General features: G+C 60.2%; 15 protein-coding genes. 11 read left to right on the forward strand and 4 right to left on the reverse strand.

Features of this window, described 5'->3' with window-relative positions; genetic code table 11:
* Positions 1 to 70 precede the first annotated feature (70 nt).
* The 3 genes from fliZ to KHA73_RS14405 form a co-directional block, all read right to left on the reverse strand.
* On the reverse strand, positions 71 to 580 hold the full coding sequence (fliZ, locus tag KHA73_RS14395) for a flagella biosynthesis regulatory protein FliZ (RefSeq protein ID WP_234585032.1): 510 nt from the start codon (positions 578 to 580) through the stop codon (positions 71 to 73).
* Positions 581 to 638: 58 nt separating this feature from the next.
* Positions 639 to 1,361 carry an RNA polymerase sigma factor FliA gene (locus tag KHA73_RS14400; RefSeq protein WP_234585033.1) on the reverse strand — a complete coding sequence of 241 codons (723 nt, stop codon included), beginning with the start codon at positions 1,359 to 1,361 and terminating at the stop codon, positions 639 to 641.
* Between the two features lie 182 nt (positions 1,362 to 1,543).
* On the reverse strand, positions 1,544 to 2,599 hold the full coding sequence (locus KHA73_RS14405) for a FliC/FljB family flagellin (RefSeq protein ID WP_234585035.1): 1,056 nt from the start codon (positions 2,597 to 2,599) through the stop codon (positions 1,544 to 1,546).
* A gap of 279 nt (positions 2,600 to 2,878) precedes the next feature.
* Here KHA73_RS14405 and fliD point away from each other — a divergent pair, with 279 nt between their 5' ends.
* From fliD to KHA73_RS14425, 4 genes are all read left to right on the forward strand, one after another.
* Positions 2,879 to 4,276: a flagellar filament capping protein FliD gene (gene fliD / locus KHA73_RS14410; protein ID WP_234585036.1), complete on the forward strand. Its 1,398-nt coding sequence runs from the start codon at positions 2,879 to 2,881 to the stop codon at positions 4,274 to 4,276.
* 27 nt (positions 4,277 to 4,303) lie between these two features.
* Positions 4,304 to 4,714 (forward strand): flagellar export chaperone FliS, encoded by a 411-nt coding sequence (fliS, locus tag KHA73_RS14415; protein ID WP_234585037.1) that lies wholly within the window; start codon positions 4,304 to 4,306, stop codon positions 4,712 to 4,714.
* Positions 4,714 to 5,082: a flagella biosynthesis regulatory protein FliT gene (gene fliT, locus KHA73_RS14420; RefSeq protein ID WP_234585038.1), complete on the forward strand. Its 369-nt coding sequence runs from the start codon at positions 4,714 to 4,716 to the stop codon at positions 5,080 to 5,082. The genes fliS and fliT overlap by 1 nt, the downstream gene beginning before the upstream one ends.
* A 310-nt stretch (positions 5,083 to 5,392) precedes the next feature.
* The gene (locus tag KHA73_RS14425; protein WP_234585039.1) at positions 5,393 to 6,262 is read left to right on the forward strand and encodes a helix-turn-helix transcriptional regulator; all 870 of its coding nucleotides are present in this window, start codon (positions 5,393 to 5,395) and stop codon (positions 6,260 to 6,262) included.
* Positions 6,263 to 6,924: 662 nt separating this feature from the next.
* On the opposite strand, the gene fliE is transcribed toward KHA73_RS14425, so the two are convergent.
* Positions 6,925 to 7,239, reverse strand: coding sequence for a flagellar hook-basal body complex protein FliE (gene fliE / locus KHA73_RS14430; RefSeq protein ID WP_234585040.1), 315 nt, complete (start codon positions 7,237 to 7,239; stop codon positions 6,925 to 6,927).
* 313 nt (positions 7,240 to 7,552) lie between these two features.
* Between fliE and fliF the strand changes: the two genes are divergently transcribed.
* The 7 genes from fliF to fliL all read left to right on the forward strand — a co-directional run bounded on the left by fliF (position 7,553) and on the right by fliL (position 14,673).
* Positions 7,553 to 9,244: a flagellar basal-body MS-ring/collar protein FliF gene (gene fliF, locus KHA73_RS14435; RefSeq protein ID WP_234585041.1), complete on the forward strand. Its 1,692-nt coding sequence runs from the start codon at positions 7,553 to 7,555 to the stop codon at positions 9,242 to 9,244.
* Positions 9,241 to 10,233, forward strand: a complete 993-nt coding sequence (gene fliG / locus KHA73_RS14440; RefSeq protein WP_061794680.1) for a flagellar motor switch protein FliG — start codon at positions 9,241 to 9,243, stop codon at positions 10,231 to 10,233. The genes fliF and fliG overlap by 4 nt, the downstream gene beginning before the upstream one ends.
* Positions 10,226 to 10,942, forward strand: a complete 717-nt coding sequence (gene fliH, locus KHA73_RS14445; RefSeq protein ID WP_234585042.1) for a flagellar assembly protein FliH — start codon at positions 10,226 to 10,228, stop codon at positions 10,940 to 10,942. Before fliG ends, fliH begins: the two co-directional genes overlap by 8 nt.
* Positions 10,942 to 12,303, forward strand: a complete 1,362-nt coding sequence (fliI, locus tag KHA73_RS14450; RefSeq protein ID WP_234585043.1) for a flagellar protein export ATPase FliI — start codon at positions 10,942 to 10,944, stop codon at positions 12,301 to 12,303. Before fliH ends, fliI begins: the two co-directional genes overlap by 1 nt.
* A 21-nt stretch (positions 12,304 to 12,324) precedes the next feature.
* The gene (gene fliJ, locus KHA73_RS14455; RefSeq protein WP_234585044.1) at positions 12,325 to 12,771 is read left to right on the forward strand and encodes a flagellar export protein FliJ; all 447 of its coding nucleotides are present in this window, start codon (positions 12,325 to 12,327) and stop codon (positions 12,769 to 12,771) included.
* Positions 12,768 to 13,982 carry a flagellar hook-length control protein FliK gene (locus KHA73_RS14460; protein ID WP_234585045.1) on the forward strand — a complete coding sequence of 405 codons (1,215 nt, stop codon included), beginning with the start codon at positions 12,768 to 12,770 and terminating at the stop codon, positions 13,980 to 13,982. The genes fliJ and KHA73_RS14460 overlap by 4 nt, the downstream gene beginning before the upstream one ends.
* A 205-nt stretch (positions 13,983 to 14,187) precedes the next feature.
* Positions 14,188 to 14,673 carry a flagellar basal body-associated protein FliL gene (gene fliL, locus KHA73_RS14465; protein WP_234585047.1) on the forward strand — a complete coding sequence of 162 codons (486 nt, stop codon included), beginning with the start codon at positions 14,188 to 14,190 and terminating at the stop codon, positions 14,671 to 14,673.
* The last annotated feature ends 2 nt before the right edge of the window (positions 14,674 to 14,675 follow it).

Below are 14,675 nucleotides of genomic sequence, written 5' to 3' on the forward strand. Positions count from 1 at the left end.
ACTGAATAATCACCCTTTATCGATGATGCTCAGGTGCGGGTATCCCCGGCCGGCCCGCCGGGGATGCGGCTCAGTAGCTGCGCTGCCAGGCGAGATACTGATCGTATTTGCGCAGCGCGATGCGATAGTTGTTATGCGCAGCGGAAGGCAGATCCTCGATGATGCGCTGATGGCTGGCGCTGTTGGCGAACTCGTCGGCCGGATAGTTGCGCGCCACCAGCATTTCGTCCAACCGGCGCAGGCGCACCACATACTCGCGGATGGTGCTGTGGCTCATTTCGGTCTGTTCAAACAGGTACTGCTTGAAGGCCACAATGTCGAAATAGCTGGGGTGGCTGTTGCAGGAAATCTCGCTGCAAAAGCGGCACAGCGCGGTCAGCTCTTGCTGCACGTTGAGCCAGACGTGATCGTCGATCGGCTGATCCATGCGTGCAATGGCTTCTTTATTGATAATTTTGCCGCGAAAAACCAACGCCATGCGGTCCAGCTGCTTGCCGCACTGAGAGCAATGGGTCTGGCTGTGCTTGTAGTCTTTCAAATAACGGCTCAGGGGCCGTTTCTTCAACAATATTCCTGGCATAGGGCAATCCGATAGTCGCAATGGTGTTCAGGTTGAAGGGAAAGCGGTTGGGCCGCCGTCAGGTGTCGTTCGCCAGGCGGGAGCGCAGCCGTTTGATCGCCTGGCTGTGCAGCTGGCTGACGCGGGACTCGCCCACGTCCAGCACGGCGCCGATCTCCTTCAGGTTCAACTCTTCCTGGTAATACAGCGTCAGCACCATTTTCTCGCGCTCCGGCAACCCTTCGATGGCATCGATCACCCGTTGGCGCAGGCTGCCTTCCAGCAGATGGTGCAGCGGGTTGGCTTCTTCATGCCCTTCCAACAAGGGTTCCGCGCTTTCGCCATGCTCTTCGCGCCATTCGTCATAGGAGAAAAGCTGGCTGTTATTGGTGTCCAACAGAATTTGACGATACTCATCCAGTGAAATATCAAGCGTCTGCGCCACCTCCGCTTCGCTGGCGGGGCGGCCGTATTGCTGTTCCAACTGCCGCATCACCTGCGCCACCTCACGGGCATGACGCCGCACGCTGCGCGGCACCCAGTCGCGGCTGCGCAGTTCGTCGAGCATCGCGCCGCGAATGCGCTGCACCGCATAGGTGGTAAAGGCGGTTCCCTGCAGGGCGTCGTAACGCTCAACGGCGTTCAACAGCCCGATTCCCCCCGCCTGCAGCAGATCGTCAAGCTCCACGCTGGCGGGCAACCTGACCTGCAGGCGCAGCGCCTCGTGGCGCACTAACGGCACGTAGCGCAGCCAGAGAGAATTTTTGTCCATCACGCCTTCGGCGGTATACAGAAAGCTCACTATGTCTAACACCTGCGGATAAGAGAGTCAGGGCTATTATCCGCAGGGGGTAAAATGCCAATCGGCTGAACAGTCGCACAAAACGGCCTCTATTTGCGCCATGTGCTCGCCGCCTGGCGCGCGACCATAAAAAAACCCCGCCGAAGCGGGGTTCTTTTGCGACAGTTAATCGGGAGAGACGATTAACGCAGCAGGGACAGCACGTTCTGGGTTGACTGGTTAGCCTGTGCCAGAACAGAGGTGCCGGCCTGTTGCAGGATGTTGGCACGGCTCATGTTGGACACTTCGGTCGCGTAGTCAGCATCCTGAATACGTGACTGAGAAGCGGACAGGTTGTTAACGGTGCTGTTCAGGTTGTTGATAACAGAATCGAAACGGTTCTGTACCGCACCCAGGGAAGAACGCAGACCGTCAACCTGAGACAGCGCTTTGTCCAGGGTGTCCAGCGGGTTTTTGATGGTCACGGCAGCACCGGCGGTCACTTTACCGTCAGCGGCGACGGTTGCGGCCTTGTAGGTTTTGGTGCCGTCTGCAGCGGTGGTCTGCACGTAGTTTACGGCTTTACCGTCTTTATCTTTACCAGACACCAGCGCTTCGCCTTTGGTGGCATCCAGGCCGGATTTGGCAGCGTCGTAAGCAACATCGGCGCCTTTGTCATCTTTAATCACGGTACCATCGGCGATTGCAGCGCCAACTGAAGGACCTTTGTCGGTCACGTTGAAGGTGTCCAGGCCCAGCTGCTTGGCATCGATTTTTTTCAGGTCGATATCGATGGTTTCGCCGTCGTTGGCGCCAACCTGGATGGTCAGTTTCTGGTCGCTGCTCAGCACTTTCACGCCGTTGAAGTCGGTCTGCTCGGAGATGCGGTTGATTTCAGACAGACGCTGGGTGATTTCGTCCTGGATGGATTTCAGGTCGCTGTTGGAGTTGGAGCCGTTCTGCGCCTGTACGGTCAGACGACGGATGTTCTGCAGGTTGTCGTTAACTTCGTTCAGTGCGCCTTCGGTGGTCTGCGCCAGAGAGATACCGTCGTTGGCGTTACGGGAAGCCTGAGTCAGGCCCTTGATGTTCGCGGTGAAACGGTTGGAGATCGCCTGACCCGCAGCGTCGTCTTTAGCGCTGTTGATACGCAGACCGGAAGACAGACGCTCAATCGCAGTGCCCAGAGAAGACTGAGATTTGTTCAGGTTGTTCTGCGCCATCAGAGACAGGCTGTTGGTATTAATTACTTGTGCCATTGTATGCATTCCTTACGAGTCAGTTGCGTTCTTCGCAACAGGATTAAAAGGTTCGGGCCTATTTGCCCACGGCGTCAACCACCGTCCCCTCAGGTATCGGCCCTCCCCCAGTAACCTTTAGAAAATTTTTATTTTTTTTCGCACCTTCGGCAATAGGGTAAATAACGCGGTTTTTCCCTCCTCTATTGCGCCATCGCCTTTTTATTTTTTCGGTAAACTTTTTCGTCACTGGGCCGATAACGCGTAAAGCGAATAAAGTCATTATCAAGGAGAATTACCATGGCAACGATCAGTTCTTTAGGCCTCGGCTCAGGGCTCGACCTCAACGGCCTGCTGGACAAGCTGACCAAAGCGGAGCAGCAGCGTCTGACCCCTTACACCACCAAACAGTCGAGCTACAACGCTCAGATCACCGCCTACGGCACGCTGAAAGGTTCGCTGGAAAAATTCGATAACCTCAGCAAAGAGATGGCGAAAGAGGACTTCTTCAAAGGCACCAGCGCCACCGAACACGACGCCTTCAAAATCACCACCAACGCCAAGGCGGTACCGGGCAACTACGTGGTGGAAGTGACCAAGCTGGCGCAGGCCCAAACCCTGACCACCCAAGCGCCAATCGGCGATCAGACGGCTAAATTGGGCACCGAGGGCGCAACCGATCGCTCGCTGACGATCACCGCCGGCAACCCGCCGAAAGAGACCAAGATCCCGCTCAGCGACGACCAAACCTCGCTGGTTGAGCTGCGCGACGCCATCAACGGCGCCAAGGCCGGGGTGACCGCCAGCATCATGCGCGTAGGCGACAACGATTATCAGCTGGCGGTCAGCTCCTCCACCACCGGCGAAAACAACAAGGTTGCCCTCCAGGTCAATAACGACGACAAGCTGGGCGATATCCTGAACTACAATTCCGCCCGCGGCGCCACCGCCATGAAAGAAACGGTAAAACCGCAGGACGCGGAGCTGGTGGTGAACGGCACGGCCATCAAGCGCAGCACCAACTCGATCAACGACGCGCTGCAGGGCGTGACCATCGATCTGAAAACCAAAACCAAAGATGGCGAACCGCAGAACCTGGTGATCAGCCGCAACGACGCCGGCACCGCCGACAAGATCAAAGAGTGGGTCGACAGCTATAACTCGCTGCTGGACACCTTCAACTCTCTGACCAAGTACACCCCGGTGAAAAGCGGCGAAGCGCAAAACGCCAGCAACGGTCCGCTGCTGGGCGACAACACCCTGCGCGGCGTCCAGTCGTCGATTAAAAGTGCCCTCAGCGCCGCACAGGACAACCCGGAGCTGAAAGGCCTGGGCAACCTCGGCATTTCCACCAACACCAAGACCGGCAAGCTGGAGATCGACAGCGCCAAGCTGAAGAAAGCGCTGGACGAAAAACCGGACCAGGTCAGCAATTTCTTCGTCGGCAACGGCAAAGACACCGGCATGGCGACCGAGATCCACAACGAGATCCAAAGCTATATCAAGGCCGGCGGCATCATCGAGAACTCGACCAAGAGCATCAATACCAACCTCGATCGCCTGAACAGCCAGATAACGACGGTAACCGCCAGCATTCAAAACACCATCGATCGCTATAAGCTGCAGTTCGTACAGCTGGACACCATGATGTCGAAAATGAACGGCACCAGTAACTATTTGAGTCAACAGTTTAAATAACCACTTTTTAACCAGGTAAGAAACAGCATGTATAACCGTAGCGGCACTCAGGCCTATGCACAGGTCAGTCTGGAAAGCGGCGCGATGAGCGCCAGCCCGCACCAGTTAATCGTGATGTTGTTCGACGGGGCGCTCAGCGCCCTGCTTCGCGCACGCATCCTGATGAACCAGGGCGATATCGCCGGCAAAGGGTTAGCCCTGTCAAAAGCCATCAATATCATCGACAACGGTCTGAAAAGCGGCCTCGACCATCAACAGGGCGGCGAAATGGCCGACAATCTGGCGGCCTTGTATGACTACATGAAGCGTCGGCTGATGCAGGCCAACCTGCATAACGACGAAGCGGCGATCGCCGAAGTGGTGAAGCTGCTGGAGAACATCGCTGACGCCTGGCGCCAGATTGGCCCCAATTATCAACCCTCTCAGGACGCCGTGTAATGGAACGTCAACAGCAGCTGTTAGCCGCTTATCAACAAATTTATACCCTCAGCAGCCAGATGATCGCGCTGGCGCAGACCGGCCGTTGGGACGAGCTGGTTGAACAGGAGCTCACCTACGTCACGGCGGTAGAAAAAACCGCCGCCTTTACCGGCCTGAGCGGCCCCTCCATGGCGCTGCAGGAAATGTTGCGTAACAAGCTGCAGCAGATCCTGGACAACGAAACCGAACTGAAACGCCTGCTGCAACAGCGCATGGACGAACTGAAAGAGCTGATCGGCCAATCGACGCGGCAAAATGTGGTCAACAATGCCTATGGCCAGTTTCACGATCGCGCCCTGTTGTTAGGGGAACCGCAAGTCAGATGAGATCGCGGCAATAACGGCCACGGCGACATAGATAGCAGTTTGTACTATTATTCTCCGGTTAAGCCAGGATATTAACCTATGGCATTTGAATTATTCAGCTTATGGGTAATTGGCAAAATGTACGCCCCGGGCACGGCTCAAACTTTGACGGATAAATATCGCACCGACACGGACGTTTTCTGTTCAGCAGGAAATTGATTTTTGATAGATAAAACACGCCGTTGTGTTTCACAGCGCATGGAAAAATGTTGCTCCAACGCCGATCAAAGCGTAAAGATATTCTCAGATAATGGCTGCGAAATGAATATCGATGGAACGTACGATTAATCTCTGTCCTGGAATTGGCGCTTCGGCGCATATCATTCAGCATACTGAATTATTATTCCCCTCAGTTTATTTTGAGCAACCTCATCTGTATCTGGTACAGCAAGGTCATAAGCGTGTGCGTTGGCAACAGCGTGAAGTGGTGGCTCATGCCGGCGAGCTGTTGATTATCGACGGTGGCCAAACCGTGGATATTATCAATGGCCCTTCGGAAGAAGGCGTGTTCAGCTGCCAGCTGCTGACCTGCGATCCGCTGCTGCTCGCCGCCCAACCGCCCCCGGAAGCCGCGCCGCCGGCTCCGCCGTTCGACGCGGTGCTGGCGCTGCGCAACCTGCCCTGCGCGTTGATGCACAGCTTCGAAACTACCAGCCTGGCGCTGGCGCTGAAGCAGCGATTCCCGGCGATCATCGTGCGCCACAAAATGCTGGAAATCCTGCTGTGGCTGGGGCAGTACGGCATTCGTTTCATTCACAACGAAGCCCGGGATCTGACCCAGCGCGTGCGGCGCTGCCTGGCGACCGACCCGCACAGCATCTGGACCGCCGCCAAGGTTGCCGAAAGTTTGTCGATGAGCGAAGTGGTGCTGCGGCGCAAGCTGTCGATGGAAAATACCGCGTTGCGCAATCTGATGATCGACGTACGCATGGGCAGCGCGCTGGCGCTGCTGCAATCCACCGATTGGCCTATTTCGGCTATCGCCCAGCACGTCGGCTATGAGAGCGCCTCACGGTTTGCCGAACGTTTTCGTAAACGCTTTGGCTTCGCCCCCACCGCCATACGCGGGCACCAGCGCATTATGGAGCCAGGCGCGATCTACTCTCAGGGATTTGGGCTGATGGACGCGGGGGAAACCTAAGCCGGAAGGACGCCCTTTTAATTTGGGCGGCGTTGGCCGTCGTTCAGCTGAAAGGGTTTCATCAGGCAAAAATCAAGCAACGCGCCATGAAAATCAAACCGGTGCCTCAGATGAGAATGCTAATTAATCAGCATCATAAAGCTAAATAAAATACCGGGGCCACTCAGGCGGCCCGGCAGTATTTCAATCAATATTAATTAAAATACTTATTAATACGGCTAAAACAATCAGTATGAAAATGCTGAAAATCCGCCATCTGGATTCGCTCTTGCTCATTACCCTGCCCCAAACTATAACCTTATCAACAAAGTTGATAATAAAACGGCGAGCAAGGGGCTAATGCACATGACAGCGTTCTGTTTATCGCTCTGTTCAATTGATTGCGGCGCTTTCCCTCAACGAGACGGCGGTGCTATCGCTAAACGGCAGCTCGAACGATCGGCCTGCGGCTGCTTATTCGGAATTACCGGGCTGAGGTGAGTGGAAATATAACGAGGCGGCAAAACAAGAAGCGGCTTAATTGTTATATTATAACAATAATCATTTAAAGAACCAATGCTCGTCCATTGGCGCTCCTGCATTACATCAGTATTTATCGCATCTTGAGCCAGCAATTCATTGCTGGCTTTTTTTCACCAACTGGTTTTTTACACGACGCCCACTCACACCGGCATATTCATGATGTCCTGATACGCCGCCACCAGCTTGTTGCGCACCTGCACGCCCAGCTGCAGCGATACCGACGATTTTTGCAGATCGACCATCACATCGTTGAGGCTAATGCCCGGTGCGCCCAGTTCGAACTCCTGCGCCTGTTTGCGCGCCGCCTGTTGGGTATCGCTGATTTTGCCGATTGCCGCCTTCAGCTCACTGGCGAAACTGACGCCCGGCGCCGTCGGTTCTTGCCCCATCCGCCCAGCCTGAATCGCCGCCGCCTGCAGCTGCTGCAGCACCCCTTCAATCCCCTGAATTGCCATTCTGATCTCTGCCTTACGCTGCCAATGGGCGCTATTTCACCCGATATTTCTCCGATGCTGCACAGCCTACCACAGCGATTTTTTGCTAAAGCGGTTAATTGCCTGCAAAAAACCCGGCTTATCGGCCCATCAAAATCGCCGCCGAGGGCAAATAATGGCATGCCCAGAAATGGGAGCGCCGCTATTTAGAAGATATGTGTATCAGGGAGTCTGTTTTGTCACACAACGCTAACCATACCGTTCATCAGCCTGGCAGGGAGCTGCGCAGCGGCCCGCACCGGATCCTGAGCGCCATTGAAGGACAGAGCCTAAAATGAGTGCCTCAATCACCGCCGGCGAAAGCCGCGACAACGGCCTGCAGGCTATGTGGAACCGCCTGCGCGCCAACCCGAAAATTCCTTTGCTGGTCGCCGCCTCCGCCGCGATCGCCATCGTGGTCGCGCTGCTGTTATGGGTGAAAAGTCCTGACTACCGCGTGTTGTACAGCAATCTGAACGATCGTGACGGTGGCGCCATCGTCACCCAATTGACGCAGATGAACATCCCTTACCGCTTCGCCGAAAATGGCGCGGCGCTGCTGATCCCGGCGGAAAAGGTGCATGAAACCCGCCTGCGCCTGGCCCAGCAGGGGTTGCCGAAAGGCGGCGCCGTCGGCTTCGAACTGCTGGATCAGGAAAAATTCGGCATCAGCCAGTTCAGCGAACAGATCAACTATCAGCGCGCGCTGGAAGGCGAACTGTCGCGCACCATCGAGTCGCTGGGCCCGGTGCAGAACGCCCGCGTGCACCTGGCGCTGCCCAAACCTTCGCTGTTCGTGCGCGAGCAGAAATCCCCTTCCGCCTCGGTGACGCTGACGCTGCAACCGGGCCGCGCGCTGGATGACGGCCAGATCAACGCCATCGTCTATATGGTCTCAAGCAGCGTCGCCGGCCTGCCGCCGGGCAACGTGACGGTGGTCGATCAGGCCGGCCGCCTGCTGACCCAGTCCGACGGCGCCGGGCGCGATCTCAACGCCGCCCAGCTGAAATACGCCAGCGAAGTGGAAAGCCGCTTCCAGCGCCGCATTGAGGCTATTCTGGCGCCGATGCTCGGCAGCAACAACGTGCGCGCTCAGGTTACCGCGCAGATCGATTTCGCCACCCGCGAGCAAACCGACGAAGAGTACCAACCCAATCAACAGCCGAACAAGGCCGCCGTGCGTTCTCAGCAAACCAGCCTGAGCGAGCAGATTGGCGGGCCGCAGGTCGGCGGCGTGCCGGGCGCGCTGTCCAATCAGCCAAACGCGCCGGCCACCGCGCCGATAGAAACCGCCAAGCCTAACGCCGCCGGCAATAATGCCGCCCAGCCGAACGCCGCCAATGCCGGCGGCAATTCCGCCAATCGCGGGCCGCAAAACACCCGGCGCGACGAAACCACCAACTATGAGGTCGATCGCACCATCCGCCATACCCAGCAGAAGGCCGGCGCCGTGCAGCGCCTGTCGGTGGCGGTGGTGGTCAACGATCGCGGCGTCGACAAAGACGGCAAACCGCAGCCGATGAGCAAAGAGCGGCTGGCGCAGATCGAATCGCTGGTGCGCGAGGCGATGGGTTACTCCAGCAGCCGCGGCGACACCCTTAACGTCACCAACACGCCGTTTACCGATGCCGAAATCAGCGGCGGCGAACTGCCGTTCTGGCAGACCCAGTCGTTTATCGATCGCCTGCTCGACGCCGGCCGTTACCTGCTGGTGTTGCTGGTGGCCTGGCTGCTGTGGCGCAAACTGGTGCGGCCGCAGTTGCAAAACCGCCAGGCGGCGCAGCAAGCCGCCATCGCCGCCGCCAATGCGCCTGCCGCCAAGCCGCTCGACGGCGGCAAACCGAGCAATGAGGAGCTGGCGCAGCGCCGTAAGTCGCAGCAGCGCGTCAGCGCAGAAGTCCAGAGCCAGCGGATCCGCGATCTGGCTGATAAGGACCCGCGCGTGGTCGCTCTGGTAATCCGCCAATGGATGAGTAACGAGATATGAGCCTGACCGGAACCGAAAAGAGCGCCATTTTGCTGATGACGCTGGGTGAAGACCGTGCGGCGGAGGTGTTCAAGCACCTCTCCTCGCGCGAAGTACAGCAGCTGAGCGGCACCATGGCCAGCATGAGCCAGGTGTCGCACAAGCAGCTGAGCGAAATCCTCGGCGAGTTCGAAGACGACGCCGAACAGTATGCGGCGCTGAGCGTTAACGCCAGCGACTACCTGCGCTCGGTGCTGGTCAAGGCATTGGGCGAAGAGCGCGCCGCCAGCCTGCTGGAGGACATCCTCGAATCGCGCGAAACCACCACCGGTATGGAAACGCTCAACTTTATGGAGCCGCAGAGCGCTGCGGACCTGATCCGCGACGAACACCCGCAGATCATCGCCACTATCCTGGTGCATCTGAAGCGCGGCCAGGCGGCGGATATCCTGGCGCTGTTCGACGAACGCCTGCGCAACGACGTGATGCTGCGTATCGCCACCTTCGGCGGCGTGCAGCCGGCGGCGCTGGCGGAGCTGACCGAAGTGCTGAACAACCTGCTCGACGGCCAGAACCTCAAACGCAGCAAAATGGGCGGGGTGCGCACCGCAGCCGAGATCATCAACCTGATGAAAACCCAGCAGGAAGAAGCGGTTATCGACGCCATGCGCGAATACGACGGCGAACTGGCGCAGAAGATCATCGACGAGATGTTCCTGTTCGAAAACCTGGTGGAAGTCGACGATCGCAGCATCCAGCGCCTGTTGCAGGAAGTGGAAGGCGAGTCTCTGCTGATTGCCCTGAAAGGCGCCGAACAGCCGCTGCGCGAGAAGTTCCTCAAGAACATGTCGCAACGCGCCGCCGATATTCTGCGCGACGATCTGGCCAACCGCGGGCCGGTGCGCATGTCGCAGGTGGAAAACGAGCAGAAAGCCATTCTGCTGGTAGTGCGTCGCCTGGCCGAGAGCGGCGAAATGATCATTGGCGGCGGCGAGGACACCTATGTCTGACAGCATTAACGCCCTGCCCTGGCAGCCCTGGTCGCTGAACGATCTGAACGAGCCAAAACCGCTGCCTGAAACGCCGCCGCTGCCCACGGCGGCAAGCGAAAGCGAAAACGTCGCGGCGCCGCTGGACGCGCAGGCAGCGCAACAGCAACAGCTGGCGATGCTGCGCCTGCAGGCCGAACAGCAGGGCCAGCAGCTCGGTTACGCCGAAGGCCAGCAGAAAGGCTATGAAGCCGGTTTCCAATCCGGGCTGGAGGAAGGCCGCCAGCAAGGGTTGCTGGAAGCGCAGCAGCAGCAACAGCCGCTGACCGCGCATTGGCAGCAGTTGGTGACCGAATTTCAGCATACGCTGGACGCGCTGGACAGCGTGATCGCCTCCCGCCTGATGCAGCTGGCGCTGACCGCCGCCAGGCAGGTGCTGGGACAGCCGCCGGTGTGCGACGGCACCGCCCTGCTCGGCCAAATCCAGCAGCTGATTCAACAAGAACCGATGTTCAACGGCAAGCCGCAGCTGCGCGTCCACCCGGACGACTATCAGCGGGTCGAGCAGCAGCTGGGGGTCACCCTCAGCCTGCACGGCTGGCGGCTGTTGGCGGACGGCAAGCTGCATCCCGGCGGCTGCAAGGTCAGCGCAGAGGAAGGCGATCTCGACGCCAGCCTGGCGACGCGCTGGCATGAGCTGTGCCGCCTGGCCGCTCCGGGGGAAGTGTAATGACCGCACGTCTCGGCCGCTGGCTGAGCTCTCTGGACTCGCTGGAAAAACGCATCGCCCGCGCGCCGACGGTGCGCCGCTACGGCCGGCTGACACGCGCCACCGGCCTGGTGCTGGAGGCGACCGGCCTGCAACTGCCGCTCGGCGCCACCTGCCTGATCGAGCGCCACGACGCCGGTGAGGTGCAGGAGGTGGAAAGCGAAGTGGTCGGCTTCAACGGCCAGCGGCTGTTCCTGATGCCGCTGGAGGAAGTGGAAGGCATAGTGCCGGGCGCACGGGTTTATGCCCGCGTCGCGCCGGAAGGCCAAAGCGCCGGCAAACAGCTGCCGCTCGGCCCGGCGCTGCTGGGCCGGGTATTGGACGGCAGCGCCAAACCGCTCGACGGCCTGCCCTCGCCGGACACCGGCTACCGCGCGCCGCTGATCACCGCGCCGTTCAACCCGCTGCAGCGTACGCCGATCGAAAAGGTGCTGGACGTCGGGGTGCGCACCATCAACGGCCTGCTGACCGTCGGCCGCGGCCAGCGCATGGGCCTGTTCGCCGGCTCCGGAGTGGGTAAAAGCGTGCTGCTCGGCATGATGGCGCGCTATACCCAGGCCGACGTGATCGTCGTTGGCCTGATCGGCGAGCGCGGGCGCGAGGTCAAGGACTTCATCGAGAACATTCTCGGCGCCGAGGGCCGGGCGCGTTCGGTGGTGATCGCCGCCCCGGCGGACGTTTCGCCATTGCTGCGCATGCAGGGCGCCGCCTACGCCACGCGCATCGCCGAAGATTTCCGCGATCGCGGCCAGCACGTCCTGCTGATCATGGATTCACTCACCCGCTACGCCATGGCGCAGCGCGAAATCGCCCTGGCGATCGGCGAGCCGCCGGCCACCAAAGGCTACCCGCCTTCGGTCTTCGCCAAACTGCCGGCGTTGGTCGAGCGCGCCGGCAACGGCATCAGCGGCGGCGGTTCGATCACCGCCTTTTATACCGTGTTGACCGAAGGAGACGACCAGCAGGATCCGATCGCCGACTCGGCGCGCGCCATACTCGACGGGCACGTGGTGCTGTCGCGCCGCTTGGCGGAGGCCGGCCATTATCCGGCGATCGACATCGAGGCCTCCATCAGCCGCGCCATGACCTCGCTGATCGACGAAGAGCACTATCGCCGGGTGCGCAATTTCAAGCAGATGCTGGCCAGCTACCAACGCAACCGCGATCTGATCAGCGTCGGCGCCTACGCCGCGGGCAGCGATCCGCTGCTGGACAAGGCGATGACGCTCTATCCGCAAATGGAAGCTTACCTGCAGCAGGGTATTTTTGAGCGCAGCGGCTACGACGAAGCCTGCCAACAGCTGCAGCAGTTGATTGTATAACGTCACCCGAGGCCGAGAGCGATGAAATCACAGTCACCCCTGATCACCCTGCGCGATTTGGCGCAGGACGCGGTGGAACAGGCCGCGCAACGGCTGGGCCAGGTGCGCCAGGCCCAGCAGGCGGCGGAACGGCAGCTGTCGATGCTGCTCAACTACCAGGACGAATACCGCCAGAAGCTGAATCATACCCTGTCGGGCGGCATGGAAAGTTCCCGCTGGCAAAACTACCAGCAGTTTATCGGCACCCTGGAACAGGCTATCGATCAGCACCGGCAACAGCTGCTGCAGTGGAGCCAGAAGGTCGATCATGCGGTCAGGCATTGGCAAGACAAGCAGCAACGGCTGAACGCTTTCGAAACCCTGCATAGCCGCGCCCTGAGCGCGGAACAGCAGCGGGAGAACAAACGGGATCAAAAACTGATGGATGAGTTCGCTCAACGCAGTGCACAAAGGAACACTAACCCATGAATCTGAACGCTCTGCCAGGTCTGCCCACTCCCGGCGAAGCCGGCGGCCTGCCCGACCTGCCGCTGGATGAATCATCGCTGCCATCCGCCTTCGCCCAGTTGCTCGGCGCACGCTTTATGCCCACCGCCGGCGGCAAACTGCCGGCTGCGGCGCTGAGCGCCGACGCCCCGCAGGCGCCGGGGCTTAGCCGCAGCCGGCTCAACTCGCTGTTGGCGGCATTCGGCGAGCACGACGGGCTGCCGGCCACCGCGCTGCCGTTCGGCGATCGGGCCGTCAACGCGCCAACCGACGAGCGGCAATCGGATGCGGAACAACCGGCGCGGCCTGCAACCGCAGCCGACGGCGAACTGGATGCCGCCACCCTGCAGGCGCTGTTCGCCATGTTGCCGGCGGCCGTGGCCGCTCAGCCGCCGATCGCGGCCAGCCAGCCGGCGGCGACGGAGCCGGATGACGAAGCCGCCCTGACGCCGGGCAGCCTGCTGACCGCCGCTTCGCCGGCGGCAGAAAAGCGCGTCGGCCGCACAGCCGATTCGCAACCGGGCGCCATCCCCTCAGACAAACCGACGCTGAACGCGGCCAACGGCAACGCGCCTGCGCCCCAGGCGCAACCAGCCAGCGAGCAACCGGCCGCCGCGCAGCTGAAACCGGGCGCGGACAACCCGCCATCGCCGCCGCTTAATCACGCCATGGCGCCGCCGGTCTCTGGCCCGGTACAGGCTCCCGCGCCCGCAGGCACGCTGGTGACCGCCCCGCCGGCGCCGCAGCTGAGCGCACCGTTGGGCAGCCCAGAGTGGCAGCAGGCGTTGAACCAGCAGGTGCTGATGTTCCACCGCAACGGCCAGCAGAGCGCCGAGCTGCGGCTGCATCCCCAGGAGCTTGGCGCGCTGCAGATAACCCTGAAGCTGGATGACCAGCAGGCGCAGCTGCACATCGCTTCCGCCCATGGTCAGGTGCGCGCGGCGGTGGAAGCGGCGATGCCGCAGCTGCGCCACGCGCTGGCCGAGAGCGGCATCAACCTGGGGCAAAGCAGCGTCGGCGGCGAATCCACGCCACACTGGCAGCAGGGGCAGCAACAGGCCGCCGACGGCCAGGGGCATGCGAGCTACGCCGAGCGTCATGGCGATGCCAATAGCGCGGTCGAGGCGGTCAGCGCGCCGGCGGCGCTGCAGCGCATGGCCGGCGCCGCCAACGGCGTTGATATTTTCGCCTGAGCCGCCGCAAACGCCCAAGCTGGCACGCATTTGCGCGTCTATTCAGGCTATTGCACACGGCGATAGACGCGATAATACCTCTACCCGTCATACTTGAAGCTGCATCTTTGTTGGCTGCATTTGCGCGCCCCAGTCACATAATTACCTATGCTCCCGGGGACTTACAAATAGGCGACGGGTATAACAACAGGAATTTGATTTGGCTATGTCTCAGAATACCCTTCCGGCAGCACCGAAACGCTCCCCTCTGGTCATCCTGCTGGCGTTGATCGCCGCCGTCGCCTGCGGCGCAGCGGGTTACAGCGGGTGGCTGTTGAAGCAGCAAAAAGACGGCGCTCAGCCGGCCGCCGCCAAGGTACAGCCGCCGGCCGCACCGGTGTTTATGCCGCTGGACACCTTCACCGTCAATCTGGTGAACCCGGACAACAACCCCGACCGCGTGCTGTATATCGGCCTGACGCTGCGTCTGCCGGACGAAAATACCCGCCGCCAGCTGAACGACTTTCTGCCGGAGGTGCGCAGCCGTTTGCTCATGCTGCTCTCTCGCCAGGAGGCGGGCCAGCTGGGCAGTGAACAGGGAAAACAGCAGCTGGTGGCGCAGATCAAGGACGTGCTCAGCCCGCCGCTGGTTAAAGGACAACCGAAGCAGGTGGTCAGCGACGTGCTGTTCACCGCCTTCATACTGCGGTAATC

It is taken from the genome of Serratia entomophila, from assembly GCF_021462285.1.
Lineage (GTDB): Bacteria > Pseudomonadota > Gammaproteobacteria > Enterobacterales > Enterobacteriaceae > Serratia > Serratia entomophila.